Origin of the sequence: Roseateles sp. (assembly GCF_965262435.1) — a bacterium.
Lineage (GTDB): Bacteria > Pseudomonadota > Gammaproteobacteria > Burkholderiales > Burkholderiaceae_C > Paucibacter_A.
Map to the genome: position 1 here is coordinate 5,153,287 of NZ_OZ253537.1, position 17,529 is coordinate 5,170,815.

Sequence of the window (17,529 nt, forward strand, 5' to 3'; positions counted from 1 at the left end):
CCCCACCCCACGCCTTCACCGCCCTCCTCACCGTTTCCTCTTTTTCGCACCAGCCAGCCTCGCCCCGCGCCAGCCCGTGCCAGTCCCTTCTCATGACAAGGACTCACGACCATGCTGCGCACGCACGCTGCCGCTTTTTCGCGCCCAATCTTTTCTGACGCTCACGTAATTCATTACCCGAGCATCTTGCACCTGCGCCCCGTCGCACTCGCAGCGGCCCTGATCGCCGCACCAGCGTTCGCGAGCGCGCAAGTCACCGGCAAGGCGGCGGAGGCCGCCGCGGTGACGGCCTTGCCCGAGATCACCATCAGCGCCACCCGCACCGAGCGGGCCAGTGACAAGGTGCCCAACACCGTCACCGTGATCGACCGCGCCGCCTTGCTCAAGCGTGAGGCGCGCAATCTCAAGGATCTGCTCGATGGCGAAGTCGATCTGGCCGTGCGCAGCGCCGCCACCCGCTTCAGCGCCGCTGGCAGCTCGCTCGGCCGCGCCGGCAACGAGGGCCTGAACATCCGCGGCTTGGAGGGCAACCAGGTGCTGATGATGGTGGACGGTATCCGCCTGCCCCAGGCCTTCAGCTTCGGCGCCTTCGCCAGCGGCCGCGCCGACCAGGTGGACCTCGATGCCCTGAGCCGCGCCGAGGTGCTGCGCGGCCCGGCCTCGGCCCAGTTCGGCAGCGACGGCCTGGCCGGCGCCCTGAGCCTGAGCAGCCTCTCGCCCGAAGACCTGCTCAAGGACGGCAAGACCCAGGCCGGCCTGCTGCGCAGCAGTCTGGCCACGGTGGACCGTTCACAGCGCCTCAGCGGCGCCTATGCATTCCAACAAGGCGAATGGCAGCACCTGCTGCAGCTGAGCCTGGCGCGCGGCCATGAAACCCAGAACCGCGGCGAGCGCAAGGATCTCAACAGCCAACGCACCGCGGCCAACCCGGCCGAGTTCCACAGCGAGAACCTGCTGGCCAAGACCGCCCTGCGCCTGAGCCCCAGCCAGCGCCTGCAAGCGACGCTGGAGCTGCGCCAACGCAAGCAAGATACCGAAGTGCTGTCGGGCCGCGCCCCCGTGGTCAACGACAAGACGCCCACGGCCGTGATCGACCTCGACGCCCAGGACCGCCTGAACCGCCGCCGCGTCTCGCTGGAACACCGCTACGAAGACCTGAACGGCGAGTGGCTGCAGGCCTTGAACAGCCAGATTTATGTGCAGCACAGCGAGACTCGCCAGCGCAGCGTGGAAGACCGCCACCAGTCGCCCGACCGCATCCGCGAAGGTTTCTACCGCGAGGAACTGATCGGTTTCAGCAGCCAGGCGCAGACCCAGCTCAGCGGCCAACGGCTGAGCTACGGCATCGACCTCAGCCGCAACCGCATCAGCGGCCTGCGCGACGGCACCGTGCCGCCGGCCGGAGAGAGCTTCCCGAGCAAGCCCTTCCCCGACACCGACGCCAGCCAGGTCGGCGCCTTTGTGCAAAGCGAGATCGAGACCGGCAGCCTGAGCCTGATTCCCGGTCTGCGCTACGAGCGCTACCGCCTCAGCCCCAAGAGCAGCGGCTACAGCGGCACCGTGGTCAGCCTCAGCGACCAGGCACTGACACCGCGCCTGGGCGTGGTCTGGCGCGCCAGCGAGACGGTCCAGCCTTATGCGCAGTGGGCGCTGGGCTTTCGCGCACCCACGGCTGATCAGGTCAACAACGGCTTTGCCAACCCCGTACATGGCTACATCAGCATCGGCAACCCCGACTTGAAGGCGGAGCGCGCGCAAAGCCTGGAGCTGGGCCTGCGCGGGCGTGTGGCCGAACAGCTGCGCTGGCAGCTGAGCGCCTACCGCAACCGCTACCGCGATTTCATCAGCCAGCAGATGGTGCGCGGCAGTGGCAAGCCGAACGATCCCCTGGTCTACCAATCGATCAACCTGAACCAGGCGCGCATCCACGGCGTCGAAACGCGCTTGTTCTGGCAGGCCCAGCCGGGTCTGGAGCTGAGCGCCGCCCTGGCGCACAGCCGCGGCCACAGCGAGCTCAAGGGTGAGCGCAGCCCGCTCGACACCGTGCAGCCCGACCGCGCCCAGCTGGGCGCGCGCTGGGAGCGCGGCGACTGGAGCTGGAGCGCCAACTGGCAGCTGGCCGCCGCCAAGCGCGCCCAGGACAGCAGCGTCGCCAGCCAGTTCCTCACGCCCCGCTACCAGGTCCTGGACCTGGGCCTGGGCTGGCGTGTCCAGCCCGGCTGGCGCCTGCAGGCCCAGCTGAACAACGTGGGCAACAGCCGCTACTGGCGCTGGGCCGATGTGCGCGGCCTGGCCGCCAACAACACCGAGCTGGACGCCTACACCGCGCCCGGCCGCCAGCTGCAGGTCTCGCTGGCCGCCGAGTTCTGAGCCCGCGCCCTTTTCCACACCCAACACCCGGAGAGTTTCACCATGCAAGCCAGCTTCAGCCGCCTGCGCCAGGCCTTTGGCCACGCCCGCCTCAGCCCCTCCGCCGGCCAGCCTGCCCGCCACCGCGACATCGCCCACAAGCTGCAGATCAGCGAAGGCGAGCTGGTCGCCGCCCATCTCGGTGCCTTCACCGCCGAGGAGTCCCCGCTGCGAGCCCAGCGCTTGCAGCCGCTCTGGCCCGAGCTGATCGAAGCCTGCGAGGCCCTGGGCGAGCTGATGGCGCTGACCCGCAACGAGTCCTGCGTGCACGAGAAAACCGGGCCCTACCGCAGCGCCAGCGCGCAAGGCGGCGTTGGCCTGGTGCTGGGCGGGGCCGTCGATCTGCGCCTGTTCTACCGCGCCTGGGCCCATGGTTTTGCGCTCAGCGAGCGCCTGGCCGATGGCGCCGAGCAGCGCAGCCTGCAGTTCTTCGACGCCAGCGGGCAGGCCATCCACAAAATCTTCTTGCGCCCGGAGAGCAATCAAGCGGCCTACCAGGCCCTGCTGCAGCGCTTCGCGCACGAAGACCAGGCGCCCGGCATCCAGGTCGAAGCCGCATTTGCCGAGCCCGAAGAGAAGCCCGATGCAGAAGTCGACCTGGCCGGCTTCCACGCCGCCTGGGCTTCGCTGCGCGACACCCATGACTTCTTCGCCCTGCTGCGCCGCTTCGGCCTCAGCCGCACCCAAGCCCTGCGCCTGGCCGAGCCGCAATTTGCCCAAGCCCTGCCCCTGGCCGCGGCCCAGGAGCTGCTGAGCCGGGCGGCGCAAGAGGCCGTGCCGCTCATGGTGTTCACCGGCAATGCCGGCGCCATCCAGATCCACAGCGGCCCCATCCAGCGCGTGGCTGTGATGGGGCCCTGGCTCAATGTGCTGGACCCCGGCTTCAATCTGCACCTGCGCGAGGACCACATCGCCCAGGCCTGGCTGGTGCGCAAGCCGACGGTGGACGGCCTGGTCTGCTCGCTCGAGCTGTTCGACGCCCAGGGCCGCAACATCGCCATGATGTTTGGCGAGCGCAAGCCCGGCCAGGCCGAGCGTTGCGACTGGCGCACCCTGCTGGAAAGCCTGGCCGACCGCCAGACCGCCTCGCTGGAGGCCTGCCCGTGAAGCGCCGCCAGTTCAGCGCCGGGGCAGGCCTGGGCCTGGGCCTGCTGATGGCCGCCGGCGCCTCGCCATTGCAGGCAGCCACCAGCGCAGCGCCCAGCCCGCAGCGCCTGATCAGCATCGGCGGCGCGCTGACCGAGCTGGTCTATGCCCTGGGCGCGGAAGCCAGCCTGGTCGGCGTGGACAGCACCTCGCTCCACCCGCCGCAAGCCCAGCGCCTGCCCAATGTCGGCTACGCCCGCACGCTGGCCACCGAGGGCCTGCTGGCCCTGCAGGCCCAGCTGATCATCGCCACCGAAGACGCCGGCCCGCCGGCCGTGCTGCGCCAGCTGGAAGCGGCCGGCGTGCCGCTGCAGGTGCTGCGCGCCGAGCACCGCTTCGAAGGCCTGATCAACCGCACCCGCCGCCTCGGCGAGCTGCTGAACCGCCGCGCCGAAGCCACCGCCCTGTGCGAACGCCTGGAGCGCGACTGGCAGGCCAGCTTGCAGCAGGTTGCTCTGCGTAGCGCAGCGCCGCGCGGCGGCCGGCTTGCGCCGCGCGTGCTCTTCATCCTCTCGCATGGCATGGGCCAGGTGCGCATCGCCGGCCAGGACACGGCTGCCGATGCCATGCTCCGTTATGCCGGCGCACGCAATGCCTTGCAGGGCGTGAGCGGCTACAAGCCCCTGACGCCTGAAGCGGTGATCGCCGCCGCCCCTGAGCACATCCTCCTGACCGAGCAAGGCCTGGCTGCGGCCGGCGGCCTGGAATCTCTGCTCAAACTGCCCGGCTTGGCGCAAACCCCGGCCGGCCAGCATCGCCGCGTGCTCGCGCTGGATGCCCTGGAACTGCTGGGCTTTGGCCCGCGCCTGCCCCAGGCCCTGACACGACTGGCGCAAGGCCTGTACCCCGAGCCCGGCCGCGCTGGAGCCGGCGCATGAATCCCTCGCTGAGCACGCCCGCCCAGCAAGGGCCGCAGCGGCCACAGCTCTCGGCCACCGGGCTGCTAGGCCTGGCCCTGCTGCTGGGCAGCGCCCTGGCTCTGCATCTGGGCGCGGTGCAGATCGCGCCGGGCGACTGGCTGCTCTGGCCCGCTGGCGAAGCGCCGCTGAGCGGCGGCGCCCATGTGCTGTGGCATCTGCGCCTGCCGCGTGTGGGTTTGAGCCTCGCGGTCGGCGCGGCCCTGGGCCTGGCCGGCTGCCTGAGCCAGGCTTTGTTTCGCAACCCCATGGCCGACCCCGGCCTGCTGGGCATCAGCGCCGGTGCAGCCGCCGCGGTGGCCCTGTGCCTGACCCTGTTTGCCGGCCTGCAGTTCCAGCTGCCCCCGGCCTGGCGGATCTGGCTGCTGCCGGTGGCCGGCTTTGCCGGAGCGCTGGGCGTGTGCTGGGCGCTGGAGCGCCTGGCGCGCTGGCTGGCGCCGGGCTCGGTGTCGGCCCTGCTGCTCTGCGGCCTGGCGGTGCAGGCCCTGGCCTTCGCCCTGGTGGGCTTGTGCAGCCATCTGGCCACCGATGAGCAGCTGCGCGCCCTGAGCTTCTGGAGCCTGGGCTCGCTGGCCGGCGCCAACGGCTGGCTGCTGCTGATGATGAGCGCGGCCCTGCTGGCCGTGGCGCTGCAGGCCCGGCGCTGGGCCCAGCCCTTGAATGCCCTGGCCCTGGGGCGTGAGCAGGCCGCCCATGTCGGCGTCGATGTGCAGGGCCTGCGGCGGCGCAGCGTGCTGGGCATTGCCCTGCTCTCGGCCCTGGCCGTTTCGGCCTGCGGCAGCATCGGCTTCATCGGCCTGATGGCGCCGCATCTGGCGCGCCAGTTGGTCGGGCCCGATCTGCGCCGCCTCATGCCCTGCGCCATATTGAGCGGCGCCCTCTTGCTGCTGCTGGCCGACACCCTGGCGCGCACCCTGGCCGTGCCGGCCGAGATCCCGGTCGGCATCTTCAGTGCCCTGCTCGGTGCGCCCTGCTTCCTCTGGCTGCTGCGCCAGTCCCTGCGTCACGGAGCTGTCGCATGAGCCGCCTGCTGCAAATGGACCAGCTGGGCCTGCGCCTGGGCTCAGGGCCGGGTGCGCCCGAACTGGGCCCCTTCAACCTGACCCTGCAGGCGGGCGAGCGCGTGGCCATCCTCGGCCCCAGCGGCGCTGGCAAATCCAGCCTGCTGCGCCTGATGGCCGGCGAGCTGCGCCCGCAGCGCGGCCAGTTGCGCCTGGACGGCCGGCCACTGCAGGACTGGCCGGCTGCGGAGCTGGCCCTGCGGCGCGCGGTGCTGCCGCAGCAACACGCTGTGGCCTTTGGCCTGCCGGTGGAGCTGGTGGTGTCGCTGGGCCGGGTGGCGCAAGCCACGCGCGACGGCGACCCGCAGCAAGCGCAGATCGTCGCCGCTGCGCTGCAGCAGGCCCAGGCCGGGCACCTGGCCGGCCGGCGCTTCGACAGCCTCTCGGGCGGCGAGCAGGCGCGGGTGCAGATGGCACGCGTGTTCGCCCAGGCCTGGGATTGCGAGGCTGGCCTGCTGCTGGTGGACGAGCCCCTGGCCGCCCTGGACCCGGGCCTGGCCCTGGAGCTGATGGAACGCTGGCGCCGCTTTGCCGCCGCACGCGGCCATGCCTTGGTGGCGGTGCTGCACGACCTGAACCTGGCGATGCAGAACTTCGAGCGCCTCTGGCTGCTGCAAGCCGGGCGCCTGCTGGCCGACTGCGGCGCCGTGCCCGCCGCCCTGCCCTTGCTGGAGCAGCTCTACGGCGTGCGCCTGCGCCTGCTGCACGATGGCGAGGGCTCGGCCCTGGTGGCCAGCCTGGCGCCGGTGGCTGCGCCGCGGCGCGTGGCCTGAACCTTCAACGGCCAGCGCCTGGAGCTCAACTCGATGAACAAGCCGCCCGCCCTCGCCACACCGCGCCGCCCGGCTGTTCTGGGCCTGGTGCTGACGGCCCATCTGAGCGGTGTGCTGGGCCTGGCCTGGGCCTTGCACGGGCGGCCGGCCAGCCCGCCTGCAGCGCAGCCGATGACGGTCACCGTGTCGCTGCTGCCGCAGAGGATTCCGCATGGGCAGGATTCGGGTTCGGCTCCCCGTCCTGAGCGGGCCCCAAGGCCTTCCCTGGCTGCCGCCCCGAGCTTGCCCGTGTTGCAGGCGATGCCTCAGGCCCCCTCTCTCGTCAGTGCCCCTGTGACGCTCGAAGCCGAAGCCAGCAAGGCCCGTGCAGACCTGCCTCTGCTGGCCGCAACGGCCCTGCCACCAGCGGCCGGCGCTGTCAGCGCCCAGCAGATGACCACACACCCGGCCGACACCAGCCGCCACGCGCAGCTGCCGGCCGAGCATGGCGATTGCGCCGCGCGCCAGGCGGCCCGGCTCTACCCGGCGGCGCTGCGCGAGCGTGGCATTGAAGGCCAGGTGCTGCTGCGCGTACAGGTGGCCGAAGACGGCCGGGCCGCCGAGGTGCGCGTGCAACGCGGCAGCGGCTGGCGCTTGCTGGACCAGGCCGCCCAAGCCCTGGCCCTGGCCTGCCGCTATGTGCCGGCCCAGGCGCGCACCCAGGAGCAGTTGCAGGCGCTGAGCAGTTGGGTGGAAGTGCCGGTGCGTTTTGCCTTGCAGCGCGGCAGCTCTGCGACACCCGAATCGCCGCATTGAGCCCAGTCTCAGCTCAGCACGGTCGTTTCACAGCCACTTCTTTCTTCGTTTTTCCATCGCCCCCTCGACTTGCCCCTCGCCCACAAGGAGACCCGCATGTGTGACAGCCCCAATGTCTTCACCGCCCTGATCGACGGCGAAGCCCCAACCCGTGCGCCCGGCCAGCCCTTGCTCGGCGGCCTGGGGCCCAAGCCCGCCCTGGATCCAGAGGCCGAGGCAGGCGCCCGCCTGGGTTCGCGCCGGCGCCGGCTCTGGGAGCTGCCCAGCCAGGCATTGTGCCCGGTGATCGGCGTCTGCCTGCCCATGCCCTTGCTGCGGCGCCGCCTGGGTCGCATGTCCGGCATCAACCCGCGGGCGAACGACTACGAGCTGCACTGCCTGGCCATCGACGCCTGCGGCCAGCGCAGCGAGGCGGCCGAGCTGCTGCAGCGCGAGCTGGACCAGCGCTTCATCCGCACCTTACGCCTGGCTGCGGCCTGCAAGACCACCCTGGCCCTGGCCGACTGGTGGGCCGCGGCCGCCCAGGGCCAGCCCCTGCGCGAGGGCGAGCCTCCGCTCGACGTGGCCGCCTGCTTCTGGGCCACCCTGACCCACGCGCGCTGCGAGCACAGCCTGCAGGAACAGGTGCTGCGCGACATCCACATGCTGCAGCACCAAGTGGGCGCCGCCAACCGCGCCGATCTGGGCCGGCTGGAAGCCCTGGCCGACGAGAATGCCGTGCTGACCGGCGAACTGGCGCGCGTGCAGCAGCGCAGCCAGCGGGTGCTGCAGGAGCGCGCTGCGGCGCAGGAGCGCCAGGCGGCCGAGCTGGTGCAGCTGCGCGCGCAGCTGCTGGGCCGCGACACCTTGCTGGCCAGCCTGCGCGAGGACATGCAAGCCCTGGAAGCCGCCGCCCCGGGTCTGCGCCACCGCCAGGAACAGGCCGAGCAGATCCGCCATCAACTCAGCCGCATTCAGGACCTGGAACGCGCCCTGCTGCGCGCCCGCCAGGACGCCGCCCTGGCCGAGCAGCGCCAGCGCGAAAGCCAGGCAGAGCTGCAGCGCCTGCAGACGATCGCACCGGCCGAGCCGGTGGCCAGCGCTGGGCCCGAGGCCGCGCCTGACCTGGCCGAGCGCGCCGTGCTCTGCGTCGGCGGCCGGCCCAGCGTGGTGCCCATCTATCGTCAGCTGATCGAGGGCACGGGCGGCCGCTTTCTGCACCATGACGGCGGCGAAGAAGACGCCGTCGCCATGCTCGACGCCAGCCTGGCTGCCGCTGACTTGGTGATCTGCCAGACCGGCTGCATCAGCCATGACGCCTACTGGCGGGTCAAAGATCACTGCAAACGCCACGGCAAACGCTGCGTGTTCGTGGACAAGCCGAGCGCCAGCAGCTTGCGCCGGGCCTTGGGCTCCCTCGACGGAGAAACGAGCGCCCCGTAATGGCGAGCCCGCGGAGGGCAGCGAGGCCCGCGCCGCATCAAGTGCGGGCGATCCGTGCAAAGCGCACAAACCAATGAGATACCACTTGAGTAAGGGGATACCCGCAGGCCGGTGCGCTACCTAGAATTTATTCAAGCTGAAAAGGGAGTTCATTCAGCTGCACCCCGCACACACGACAAGGGATTCAAGTGAAGCAAACGACGACGATCAAGCTCAAGACTGGCATCCAACTGGTTTCGGCAGCCCTGGCGCTGCTGGGTGCCGGCGCAGCGCAGGCCGTGCCCACCATCGATTTCGGTGCCGCCAAGGGCTTCAGCGCCTTTATCCTCGGCAATGTCGACCAGGCCAATGACATCGAGGGCCGCATGGCCGTCGGCGGCAATTTGAAGGCCTCCGGCCTGTCGATCAACTACCGCACACCGTCCACGGTCAGCGGCCCGGCCCTGGTGGTCGGCGGCGATGTGAAACTCACCGGCGGTCGCATCTACAGCAATGCTCCGGCCGGCGTCGACTCGACCAAGGGCTCGCATCTGCCTTACTGGGACCAAAGCCTGAGCCAGTACGGCAATGGCTACGGCGTCTTCGGTGGCAAAAAGACCGGCTCGGCCGCCGACCTGGATCTGCGCAAGCAGAGCGGCGTGATCGACTTCAATGCCGCGGGCAGCACCCTGCGCAACACGGCCAGCCAGTTGGGCAGCCTCAGCGCCACCGGTCAGACCCGGATCAGCAGCTACAGCCAAGGCGGCAAACAGGTCGTCAGCGGCATCAGCTTCATCGGCACCGGCGCCGAATTCGAGGTCTTCAACGTCAACACCGCCACTTTCCGAAACCTGAGCCTGAGCGGCGTGAAGGCCGGCGCCACCGTGCTGATCAACTACACCGGCAGCGACGCCGTGCTGTTCGCTGGCGGCCAGCTGACACAGAACGTGGCCATCGGAGGCCGCGATCCCTGGGGCAACCCGGCCACCCAACTGGACGCACTGAACGCCAACGTGCTGTTCAACTTCAGCCAAGCCACCGACCTGACTGTGGGCAGCTTCGTGGGCGGCAGCATTCTGGCGCCCAATGCCCTCGTTTACGGCGGCGAGCAACGCACCGGTGGCGGCCATCTGGAAGGTCAGCTGATCGCGCTGGGCCTGAAGAGCAATTTGGAAATCGGCTACTCGCCGCTGGTGTCGGCCGTGCCGGAGCCCGGCAGCTATGCCATGCTGCTGGCCGGCCTCGGCGTGATCGGTTTTATCGCCCGGCGCCGCAAGGCCGCTTGATCCTCAAGCCCGGCCTGCGATGCAAACGACAAGAGCTCCTTCGGGAGCTCTTTTTTTGTGCTGTGCGCCGCATGCTTGGTCATGGGCTGAGTCGCTGCCGGAGCCCGAGTGACCCATGGTTTTCAGATCACAAGAGCCCAGAACCTAGGCGGATCGACAATCCGGGCCGAGATGGTTCGGTTCCAGGACACAGGCGACGGGTCCAGACGAAAAAAAGCCGGTCTACAGACCGGCCTTGATGCTGCGAAGCGCTGGAAGCGCTGCAACTTGGGCTCAGCGCTGGCGACGCCGCGCCACGAAACCCACCACGCCAAGACCGGCCATCAAAAGGGCCAGGCTGCCTGGCTCAGGAACGGCGGACACGGTCAGCAAGTCCTGGTAGGTGCCATTGCTGAGCTTGGTGATGGTGTACAGGTCCGGGCCCGCATAGCCCAGGGCAGCTTGCAGATAGCCATTGACGCTGGCCACGAAGTCGCTGTTGTCGGCACCGGTGCCGTTGCTCAGGGCCTTGACGAAAAAGGCACCTTGGCCGTTCGCCACATTGAGCGCGTTGCCAGCGCTTTCATGGGTGATTTCCCAAACGGCGGTCTGGAAGGCGGCTTGCTGCGAGCTGCTCAAAGAGCTGCTGAAGCTGGTCGCAAACAATCCTTGCAGCAGCTTGGTTTCGGCGCTGCTGAAGCTGCCTTCGGTGTAGGTCTGAAAACCACGGCGGCTGCTGGCGTGATCCTGAGCCAGCTCCACGCAGTAGGCGTAGAAGCTGGCGCCTGCCGCGTTCTCGAAGCGCAGGGCACCAGTGCCATAGTCATTGGAACCACGCTGCACGCCGAGGCTGTCGATGTACGAAGTGCTCAGGGCGAGATCGCCATTGTTGCCGACGAACTTGACGCTCTGTGTTGCTGCGGTCGCGCCACCGACCACCAGGGTCAGGGCGAGGGCGCTGAGGACTTTGTTGAAAGCGAACATGATGGTCTGTCTTTCTCGTTCAATTCATTCAAGATCGTTGCCGGGTAACAGGGCTCAAGCCTTCTGACGGCGGCGCTTCAAGCCGGCCATGGCGGCTAGCGCGACCAGGCTCAAGGCCAGGGTCTGCGGCTCGGGCACGCTGTTGCCGGTCTGCAAACGGCCGGAATAGGCCGCGCCATGCTTGCCGCCGAGCACATCGCCGCTGACGCGCAATTCCCAGGTGCCGGCACTCAGCAAGACCGGAGCCAGGCTCCATTGCTCTGCGCCGTAGTCGGCTTGGGACCAGTCCACAGCCAGCTGCTCCGTGAAGCTGCGGCGGGTGCTCATATCGGCCTGGCCTTTTGCATCGAGCTTGACCAGGAACACATCGGCCACATCCACGGCCATGGTCGCCTGGGTCAGCAGATTGCCGCTGACCAGACGGTCCGAGCTCAGTGTCAGGGTGCGGAATGCGTCGGAAAAAGCCTCACCGCCCTGCGTGCGGATGGCAGCGTTGGCGAACTCGCCACCCGCACCCAGGCTCAACTGGGTCACCGGCCCGGCGTGCACCTGGGACGCCAGGCTCAACAAACCAGCGGCCAGGGAAACCAACGCTACAGCTGCTTTTTTTGTACGCATCACATTCACCCTCGATTCGAAACTTTTTTGCCTTGCAGAACCGGCTGAGCCAGTCCAATCAAGAACCACTTCAATCTAGGGCTAGATGCTAGGGGATAGGTCCGCAGGAGTCGCCCCCCCGACTCGGGGCCGCCGATGCGGGCTCGTGTGAAAAGCACGGGAAAAGCGGGGTTTTAGAAGTCTCGCTCTAGGCGGAGCCAGACCAAGCCCACGCAAGCGAAAAAAAACGCCCTGCGAGCAGGGCGTTTTTTGCAGAAGCAGATCGGCTCACACGGCGCCGGATTCAGCTCAACTTGCCGTGGCAAGACTTGAACTTCTTGCCGCTTCCGCAAGGGCATGGATCGTTGCGGCCAACATGGCCATACTTGGACACATCGAAGCCATCAGCCGGATCTTGCGACACCGAACCATCCTCGTTGGGATGGGTGTAGGTGACGTTGCTGACTTGTTCGGCGCGCGCCTCCAGAGCCTGGGCAGCCCGGTCGGCCTCTTCCTGGGATTGGATGCGCACATTGAGCAAGGTGCGCGTGACTTCCATCTTCACCACATCGAGCAACTGGGAGAACAGCTCGAAGGCTTCGCGCTTGTACTCCTGCTTGGGGTTCTTCTGGGCATAACCGCGCAGATGGATGCCCTGGCGCAGATAGTCCAAGGAAGCCAGATGCTCACGCCAGTGTTGGTCAATGCTTTGCAGCAGGACCATGCGCATGAAGGGCGTCAGCTGGTCGATGCCGACACGCTCGATCTTTTCGTTGAAGGACACATCGCCGGCCTTGACCACAGCTTCGACGATTTCCTCGTCGGTGATGGCGTCGCTCTTCTCGACCAGGGTCTTGAGGGCCATGTCGAGCTGCCATTCGTCGCGCAGGACGCGCTCCAGACCGGCCAGATCCCATTGCTCTTCCAGGCTTTCGGCCGGGACGAAGGTGCGCACCACATCGGTCAGGCTGCTGGCGCGCAAATTGGCGATCTGGGCGACCAGGCTTTCGGCTTCGAGGATGTCGTTGCGCTGCTGGTAGATGACCTTGCGCTGGTCGTTCGAGACATCGTCGTACTCGAGCAATTGCTTGCGGATGTCGAAGTTACGGCCTTCGACCTTGCGCTGGGCGCTTTCGATCGAACGGGTGACGATACCGGCCTCGATCGCCTCGCCCTCGGGCATCTTCAGGCGGTCCATGATGGCGCGCACGCGGTCGCCCGCGAAGATGCGCATCAGCTGGTCGTCCAGCGAGAGGTAGAAGCGCGAACTGCCCGGGTCACCCTGGCGGCCCGAACGGCCACGCAGCTGGTTGTCGATGCGGCGGCTCTCGTGACGCTCGGTGGCGATGATGCGCAGGCCACCCTGTGCCTTGACGGCCTCGTGCAGGCCGGCCCACTCGCTCTTGAGCTTTTCGATGCGCTCGGCCTTGACCGAATCCGGCAATGCAGCGTCGGCCTCGATCACCTTGACCTGGTTCTCGACGTTGCCGCCCAACACGATGTCGGTACCACGCCCCGCCATATTGGTGGCGATGGTGATCACGCCGGGGCGGCCGGCCTGGGCCACGATCTCGGCTTCCTTGGCGTGCTGCTTGGCGTTCAGCACCTGATGCGGCAGCTTTTCCTTGTTCAGCAGGGCCGAGATCAGCTCGGAGTTCTCGATCGAGGTGGTGCCCACCAGCACCGGCTGGCCGCGCTCGTGGCAGTCGCGGATGTCGCGCACCACGGCTTCGAATTTTTCCTTGTTGGTCTTGTAGACCAGGTCCAGCTCGTCACGGCGTTGCGTCGGGCGGTTGGGCGGGATCACCACGGTTTCCAGGCCGTAGATTTCCTGGAATTCGTAGGCTTCGGTGTCGGCCGTGCCGGTCATGCCGCCCAGCTTGCCGTACATGCGGAAGTAGTTCTGGAAGGTGATCGAGGCCAGAGTCTGGTTCTCGCTCTGGACGGCCACGCCTTCCTTGGCTTCCACGGCCTGGTGCAGGCCATCGCTCCAGCGGCGGCCAGTCATCAGGCGGCCGGTGAATTCGTCAACGATGGTGACTTCACCGTTCTGCACCACATAGTGCTGGTCACGGTGATAGATGTGATGGGCCCGCAGGGCCGCATACATATGGTGCATCAGCGAGATGTTGGCCGCGTCGTACAGGCTGGCGCCTTCCGGCAGAAGGCCAGTCTCGGCCAGCAGCCGCTCGGCGTTGTCATGGCCGTCTTCGGTCAGGTAGATCTGGTGCGACTTTTCGTCCACGGTGAAGTCACCGGGCTCGATCACGCCCTCACCCGTGCGCGGGTCGAGTTCACCGATCTGTTTCTTCAGCTGCGGGGCCACCTTGTTGATGGCCAGATACACGTCGGTCTGGTCATCGGCCTGACCGGAAATGATCAAAGGCGTGCGCGCCTCGTCGATCAGGATCGAGTCCACTTCGTCGACGATGGCGAAGGCCAGCGGGCGTTGCACGCGGTCAGCCACATCGTGGACCATGTTGTCGCGCAGATAGTCGAAGCCGTACTCGTTATTGGTACCGTAGGTCACATCCGCGGCATAGGCGGCCTGCTTCTGCTCACGCTGCATATTCGGCAGATTGATGCCGACCGTCAGGCCCAGGAAGTTATAGAGCTGCGCCATCCATTCGGCATCGCGCTTGGCCAGGTAATCATTGACCGTCACCAGGTGCACGCCCTTGCCGGTCAAGGCATTCAGGTAGACAGGCAGCGTGCCCATCAAGGTCTTGCCTTCGCCGGTGCGCATTTCAGCGACCTTGCCGGCGTGCAGCACCATGCCGCCGATCAGCTGCACGTCAAAGTGACGCATCTTCAGGGCACGCTTGCTGCCCTCACGAACCACGGCAAAAGCCTCCGGCAGCAGTGCATCCAGGGACTCGCCCTTCGCCACACGCGCCTTGAACTCGCTGGTCTTGGCTCGCAAGGCCTCGTCATCGAGGGCTTCGAACTGGGGCTCCAGCGCATTGATCTGCTGGACAACGCGGCGGTAGCCCTTGAGCAAGCGCTCATTGCGGCTACCGAAAATCTGGGTGAGAAGCTTGGGCAACATGCAGCGTGATGGTTTGTTCGTTGAACGGGAGCTCGCCAGGGCGGGCTCCTCGGAGCGGCTGTCGCTGCCGGCGTGCATCGTGAAATTCGCGCCGCGAGACTGTGCCAGATTTGGTCTTCTTGCTGTTCGTTTAGAGCAATGCCCGGTCCATATGGGGCGCGGCGGCGGGCTTGCAAGCACGCCAACGCGCAAATCCCCTGAAAGTCCAGGCACAAAAGCTCTTCAGTTTAGCATTCGCCACCCCGGCTTCTGATTCGAGGTACCCCGGGGCAAGCCCGCGACAACGGGGCCGCCACTACACTGGCCCCATGCGCCCGCTCTATCGTCCTCGCCCAGCCAGTCACTACCGCAGCAGCGGCAGTGGCAGCAGCACTTGTCAGGTACCCGAACCTCAGTCGATCGCCCGTGCGCTGGCTGGACACGAAGGCCTGGCGCGGCTGGGGCGCCTGCTGCATGAGTCGAACCGGCGCATGGCGGTGGTCCTACCCGCCCTGCCCGGCACCCTGAGTCGCTTTGTCCGGGCCGGCCCAGTGGACGAGGACGGCTGGAGCTTGTTGGCCGCCAACGCAGCGGTAGCGGCCAAACTCCGCCATCTTCAACCGCACTTGGAAGCGATGCTGGCTGAACAAGGCATCCACCCACACCAGGTGCGCATCAAAGTGCAGCAGCAAGGCTGACGGCCGGGCCGAAAACGGCGATGGCAAGCAGCCCGAATTGACTGAGAGAGAACGGCAGGCGAAAAAAAACGAGCCAGCTTGCGCTGACTCGTTTTCGTATTTTCCTGGTGCCGGCTATCGGATTCGAACTGATGACCTACCGCTTACAAGGCGGTTGCTCTACCAACTGAGCTAAGCCGGCACTAGCCCGCCAGTATAGCCAACTTTCCTAGTGATCGACCAAATTTTTACTTGATTCGCGTCAAGGTAGGCCGACCGCTGGGCCCCGGACCTTCCGGCTCATCATCGCCACCCTCGCCGTCGGCCACACCGGAGTCCGAAGTAGCGGGAGCCGGAACCGACGCAAGTGCCGGCACGGTGGGCGCCTCAACCGGCTGCGCCGGTTCGGCGGGGGCCGAAGCTGCAGCCTCAGCGCCAGGCACGGCTGCCAAGCGCAAACCGCGTGGCGGTTTGGCAGCAGCGGCGCCAGCATTGGGCTCAGGCGTCGAGACCGCTGCGGGCGTGGCCACTTCGGGAGCCGGGAAAGCCATGCCCTGACCGTTCTCACGGGCATAAATGGCCACCACATGATCGACCGGCACGATGATCTCGCGCGCCGTCCCGCCGAATCGAGCCTTGAACTGGATGGTCTCGTTGCCGAGGTCCAGGCTGCTGGTCGCATCAAAGCCAACGTTCAGCACGATCTCGTTGTTGCTGACGTACTCCATCGGCACCTGCACCATGCGGTCGACGTGAACCGCGATGTAAGGCGTGAAGCCGTTGTCGGTGCACCAGTCGTGCAGGGCGCGAATCAGGTAGGGACGGGTCGAGCTGCTGCCCGGGCCACCCTTGTCGGTGCTTTGATCCATGTCGAACTCTTGTGCTCGCTTCGCTGCGTTCAGCGCTTACTTGCGCATCACCTTTTCAGACGGCGTCAGCGCTTCGATGTAAGCCGGGCGCGAGAAGATGCGCTCGGCGTACTTCAGCAGCGGCAAGGCATTCTTCGACATGTCAATGCCGTAGTAGTCGAGGCGCCAGAGCAGGGGCGCGATGGCCACGTCGAGCATGGAGAAGTCATCGCCCAACATGTACTTGTTCTTCAGGAAGATAGGCGCCAGCTGAGTCAGGCGATCACGGATTTGCGCCCGGGCCTTTTCCAGCTGCTTGTCCGTGGCCTTGACGGCTTGGCTGCGACCTTCCAGCACATTCACATGAGCGAACAGCTCCTTCTCGAAATTCAGCAGGAACAGGCGCACGCGGGCACGGGCAACCGGGTCACCGGGCATCAGCTGCGGGTGCGGGAAGCGCTCGTCGATGTACTCGTTGATGATGTGCGATTCGTACAGGATCAGGTCGCGCTCGACCAAGATGGGCACTTCGTTGTACGGGTTCATCAGCGCGATGTCTTCGGGCTTGGCGAACAAGTCCACATCACGGATCTCGAAGTCCATGCCCTTCTCGAACAGCACGAAGCGGCAGCGATGCGAGTAGGGGCAGGTGGTTCCAGAATAAAGCACCATCATGGCGGCAGGCTCCGAGAGGTCAGGTGAAAAGGCTGCGGATCACATCGAGTCTTGCAGTGAGCCGCACAAAAGACAAACGCAGCGGGCGCTCCGGACGAGCCACCCACTGCGTGTTGGACCCGGCCGCCACTCGCGCAGCCGCCAGGACCGGGACGAAAAACGTTACTTCACGTCTTTCCAGTACGAGGCATTCAGGCGCCAGGCGAACACTGTGAATACCGACAGGAACAAGAGCACCAGCACACCCAGACGGAAGCGCTGGGCTTGTGCCGGCTCGCCCATCCATTGCAGGTAGGCGACCAGATCGCCGACGGCGCTGTCATAGGCACGTGCATCCAACGTTCCGGGGGTCAGTTGCTCGAAACCCTTGAAGACGTGAACGGTCTTGCTGGCGTCATGCGGGTCGGCTTCTTCAGCGAACTTGGCGCCGCGCTGGCCTTGCAGTTCCCACAGCGCATGCGGCATGGCCACGCTCGGGAAGGCCAGATTGTTCCAACCCGTGGCCTTGCTTTCGTCGCGATAGTAGGTGCGCAGATAGGTGTACAGATAGTCGGCACCCGAACCCTTGGCACCGTCAGCGCGCGAACGCGCGATCACGGTCAAGTCGGGCGGCGTGGCACCAAACCAATCCTTGGCCTGCTTGGCATCCATCGAGACCTTCATGGTCTCGCCCACCTTCTCGCCAGCGAAGAGCAAATTGCTCTTGATCTGGGCTTCTGTCAGGCCGAGATCGCGCAGGCGGTTGTAGCGATTGAAAGCTGCCGAATGGCAGTTCAAGCAGTAGTTGACGAACAACTTGGCGCCGTTTTGCAACGAGGCCATATCGGTCATCTTTTCCTTGGGGAACTTGTCCCACTCGATGCCGCCTGCGGCCGCATGAGCGCCGGAGACCAGACCCATGCCCAGAGACAGGGTGGTCAGCAGCGTAGCGATGAGCTTCTTCATTCTCTTGA

15 protein-coding genes, 1 tRNA gene and 1 pseudogene are annotated in these 17,529 nt (G+C 66.6%); 9 read left to right on the plus strand and 8 right to left on the minus strand.

Annotated elements, in window-relative coordinates; translation table 11 throughout:
• Positions 1-186 precede the first annotated feature (186 nt).
• The 8 genes from ACQY39_RS22105 to ACQY39_RS22140 all read left to right on the plus strand — a co-directional run bounded on the left by ACQY39_RS22105 (position 187) and on the right by ACQY39_RS22140 (position 9,788).
• Positions 187-2,370 (plus strand): TonB-dependent hemoglobin/transferrin/lactoferrin family receptor, encoded by a 2,184-nt coding sequence (locus ACQY39_RS22105; protein WP_428509943.1) that lies wholly within the window; start codon positions 187-189, stop codon positions 2,368-2,370.
• Positions 2,371-2,412: 42 nt separating this feature from the next.
• Positions 2,413-3,516, plus strand: coding sequence for a hemin-degrading factor (locus tag ACQY39_RS22110; RefSeq protein WP_428509945.1), 1,104 nt, complete (start codon positions 2,413-2,415; stop codon positions 3,514-3,516).
• 47 nt (positions 3,517-3,563) lie between these two features.
• The gene (locus tag ACQY39_RS22115) at positions 3,564-4,433 is read left to right on the plus strand and encodes a heme/hemin ABC transporter substrate-binding protein (RefSeq protein WP_428510909.1); all 870 of its coding nucleotides are present in this window, start codon (positions 3,564-3,566) and stop codon (positions 4,431-4,433) included.
• Positions 4,430-5,494, plus strand: a complete 1,065-nt coding sequence (locus ACQY39_RS22120) for a FecCD family ABC transporter permease (protein ID WP_428509947.1) — start codon at positions 4,430-4,432, stop codon at positions 5,492-5,494. Before ACQY39_RS22115 ends, ACQY39_RS22120 begins: the two co-directional genes overlap by 4 nt.
• Positions 5,491-6,306 (plus strand): ATP-binding cassette domain-containing protein, encoded by an 816-nt coding sequence (locus tag ACQY39_RS22125; RefSeq protein WP_428509949.1) that lies wholly within the window; start codon positions 5,491-5,493, stop codon positions 6,304-6,306. The genes ACQY39_RS22120 and ACQY39_RS22125 overlap by 4 nt, the downstream gene beginning before the upstream one ends.
• Before the next feature lie 33 nt (positions 6,307-6,339).
• Positions 6,340-7,101 (plus strand): TonB family protein, encoded by a 762-nt coding sequence (locus tag ACQY39_RS22130; protein ID WP_428509951.1) that lies wholly within the window; start codon positions 6,340-6,342, stop codon positions 7,099-7,101.
• Between the two features lie 96 nt (positions 7,102-7,197).
• Positions 7,198-8,523 (plus strand): DUF2325 domain-containing protein, encoded by a 1,326-nt coding sequence (locus tag ACQY39_RS22135; RefSeq protein ID WP_428509953.1) that lies wholly within the window; start codon positions 7,198-7,200, stop codon positions 8,521-8,523.
• Positions 8,524-8,711: 188 nt separating this feature from the next.
• The gene (locus ACQY39_RS22140) at positions 8,712-9,788 is read left to right on the plus strand and encodes a collagen-binding domain-containing protein (RefSeq protein WP_428509955.1); all 1,077 of its coding nucleotides are present in this window, start codon (positions 8,712-8,714) and stop codon (positions 9,786-9,788) included.
• Positions 9,789-10,061: 273 nt separating this feature from the next.
• Here the strand turns inward: ACQY39_RS22140 and ACQY39_RS22145 are convergent, their stop codons facing one another.
• The 4 genes and pseudogenes from ACQY39_RS22145 to secA all read right to left on the minus strand — a co-directional run.
• On the minus strand, positions 10,062-10,751 hold the full coding sequence (locus tag ACQY39_RS22145) for a PEP-CTERM sorting domain-containing protein (RefSeq protein ID WP_428509957.1): 690 nt from the start codon (positions 10,749-10,751) through the stop codon (positions 10,062-10,064).
• Positions 10,752-10,805: 54 nt separating this feature from the next.
• Positions 10,806-11,369: an FxDxF family PEP-CTERM protein gene (locus ACQY39_RS22150; protein WP_428509959.1), complete on the minus strand. Its 564-nt coding sequence runs from the start codon at positions 11,367-11,369 to the stop codon at positions 10,806-10,808.
• Between the two features lie 283 nt (positions 11,370-11,652).
• The gene (locus ACQY39_RS22155; protein WP_411910557.1) at positions 11,653-11,772 is read right to left on the minus strand and encodes an SEC-C metal-binding domain-containing protein; all 120 of its coding nucleotides are present in this window, start codon (positions 11,770-11,772) and stop codon (positions 11,653-11,655) included.
• 3 nt (positions 11,773-11,775) lie between these two features.
• Positions 11,776-14,397, minus strand: a pseudogene (gene secA, locus ACQY39_RS22160) (preprotein translocase subunit SecA); the annotation flags it as partial.
• A gap of 308 nt (positions 14,398-14,705) precedes the next feature.
• Here secA and ACQY39_RS22165 point away from each other — a divergent pair.
• Positions 14,706-15,074 (plus strand): hypothetical protein, encoded by a 369-nt coding sequence (locus ACQY39_RS22165; protein ID WP_428509961.1) that lies wholly within the window; start codon positions 14,706-14,708, stop codon positions 15,072-15,074.
• A 105-nt stretch (positions 15,075-15,179) separates the two neighbouring features.
• Here ACQY39_RS22165 and ACQY39_RS22170 read toward each other — a convergent pair.
• From ACQY39_RS22170 to ACQY39_RS22185, 4 genes are all read right to left on the minus strand, one after another.
• Positions 15,180-15,255: transfer RNA gene (locus tag ACQY39_RS22170), tRNA-Thr, on the minus strand.
• A 46-nt stretch (positions 15,256-15,301) separates the two neighbouring features.
• Positions 15,302-15,922 (minus strand): ClpXP protease specificity-enhancing factor, encoded by a 621-nt coding sequence (locus ACQY39_RS22175; protein ID WP_428509963.1) that lies wholly within the window; start codon positions 15,920-15,922, stop codon positions 15,302-15,304.
• A 36-nt stretch (positions 15,923-15,958) separates the two neighbouring features.
• The gene (locus tag ACQY39_RS22180; protein WP_137941068.1) at positions 15,959-16,576 is read right to left on the minus strand and encodes a glutathione S-transferase N-terminal domain-containing protein; all 618 of its coding nucleotides are present in this window, start codon (positions 16,574-16,576) and stop codon (positions 15,959-15,961) included.
• 162 nt (positions 16,577-16,738) lie between these two features.
• A complete protein-coding gene (locus ACQY39_RS22185; RefSeq protein ID WP_428509965.1) occupies positions 16,739-17,521 on the minus strand; it encodes a cytochrome c1 in 783 nt (260 codons plus the stop codon).
• Between the last annotated feature and the right edge of the window lie 8 nt (positions 17,522-17,529).

Bases quoted from the DNA above. Each gene is read 5' to 3' on its own strand.
- ACQY39_RS22110 (WP_428509945.1), top strand. From the start codon at position 2,413: ATGCAAGCCAGCTTCAGCCGCCTGCGCCAGGCCTTTGGCCACGCCCGC.
- ACQY39_RS22115 (WP_428510909.1), top strand. From the start codon at position 3,564: ATGGCCGCCGGCGCCTCGCCATTGCAGGCAGCCACCAGCGCAGCGCCC.
- ACQY39_RS22120 (WP_428509947.1), top strand. From the start codon at position 4,430: ATGAATCCCTCGCTGAGCACGCCCGCCCAGCAAGGGCCGCAGCGGCCA.
- ACQY39_RS22125 (WP_428509949.1), top strand. From the start codon at position 5,491: ATGAGCCGCCTGCTGCAAATGGACCAGCTGGGCCTGCGCCTGGGCTCA.
- ACQY39_RS22130 (WP_428509951.1), top strand. From the start codon at position 6,340: ATGAACAAGCCGCCCGCCCTCGCCACACCGCGCCGCCCGGCTGTTCTG.
- ACQY39_RS22135 (WP_428509953.1), top strand. From the start codon at position 7,198: ATGTGTGACAGCCCCAATGTCTTCACCGCCCTGATCGACGGCGAAGCC.
- ACQY39_RS22145 (WP_428509957.1), bottom strand. From the start codon at position 10,751: ATGTTCGCTTTCAACAAAGTCCTCAGCGCCCTCGCCCTGACCCTGGTG.
- ACQY39_RS22150 (WP_428509959.1), bottom strand. From the start codon at position 11,369: ATGCGTACAAAAAAAGCAGCTGTAGCGTTGGTTTCCCTGGCCGCTGGT.
- ACQY39_RS22165 (WP_428509961.1), top strand. From the start codon at position 14,706: ATGCGCCCGCTCTATCGTCCTCGCCCAGCCAGTCACTACCGCAGCAGC.
- ACQY39_RS22175 (WP_428509963.1), bottom strand. From the start codon at position 15,922: ATGGATCAAAGCACCGACAAGGGTGGCCCGGGCAGCAGCTCGACCCGT.
- ACQY39_RS22180 (WP_137941068.1), bottom strand. From the start codon at position 16,576: ATGATGGTGCTTTATTCTGGAACCACCTGCCCCTACTCGCATCGCTGC.
- ACQY39_RS22185 (WP_428509965.1), bottom strand. From the start codon at position 17,521: ATGAAGAAGCTCATCGCTACGCTGCTGACCACCCTGTCTCTGGGCATG.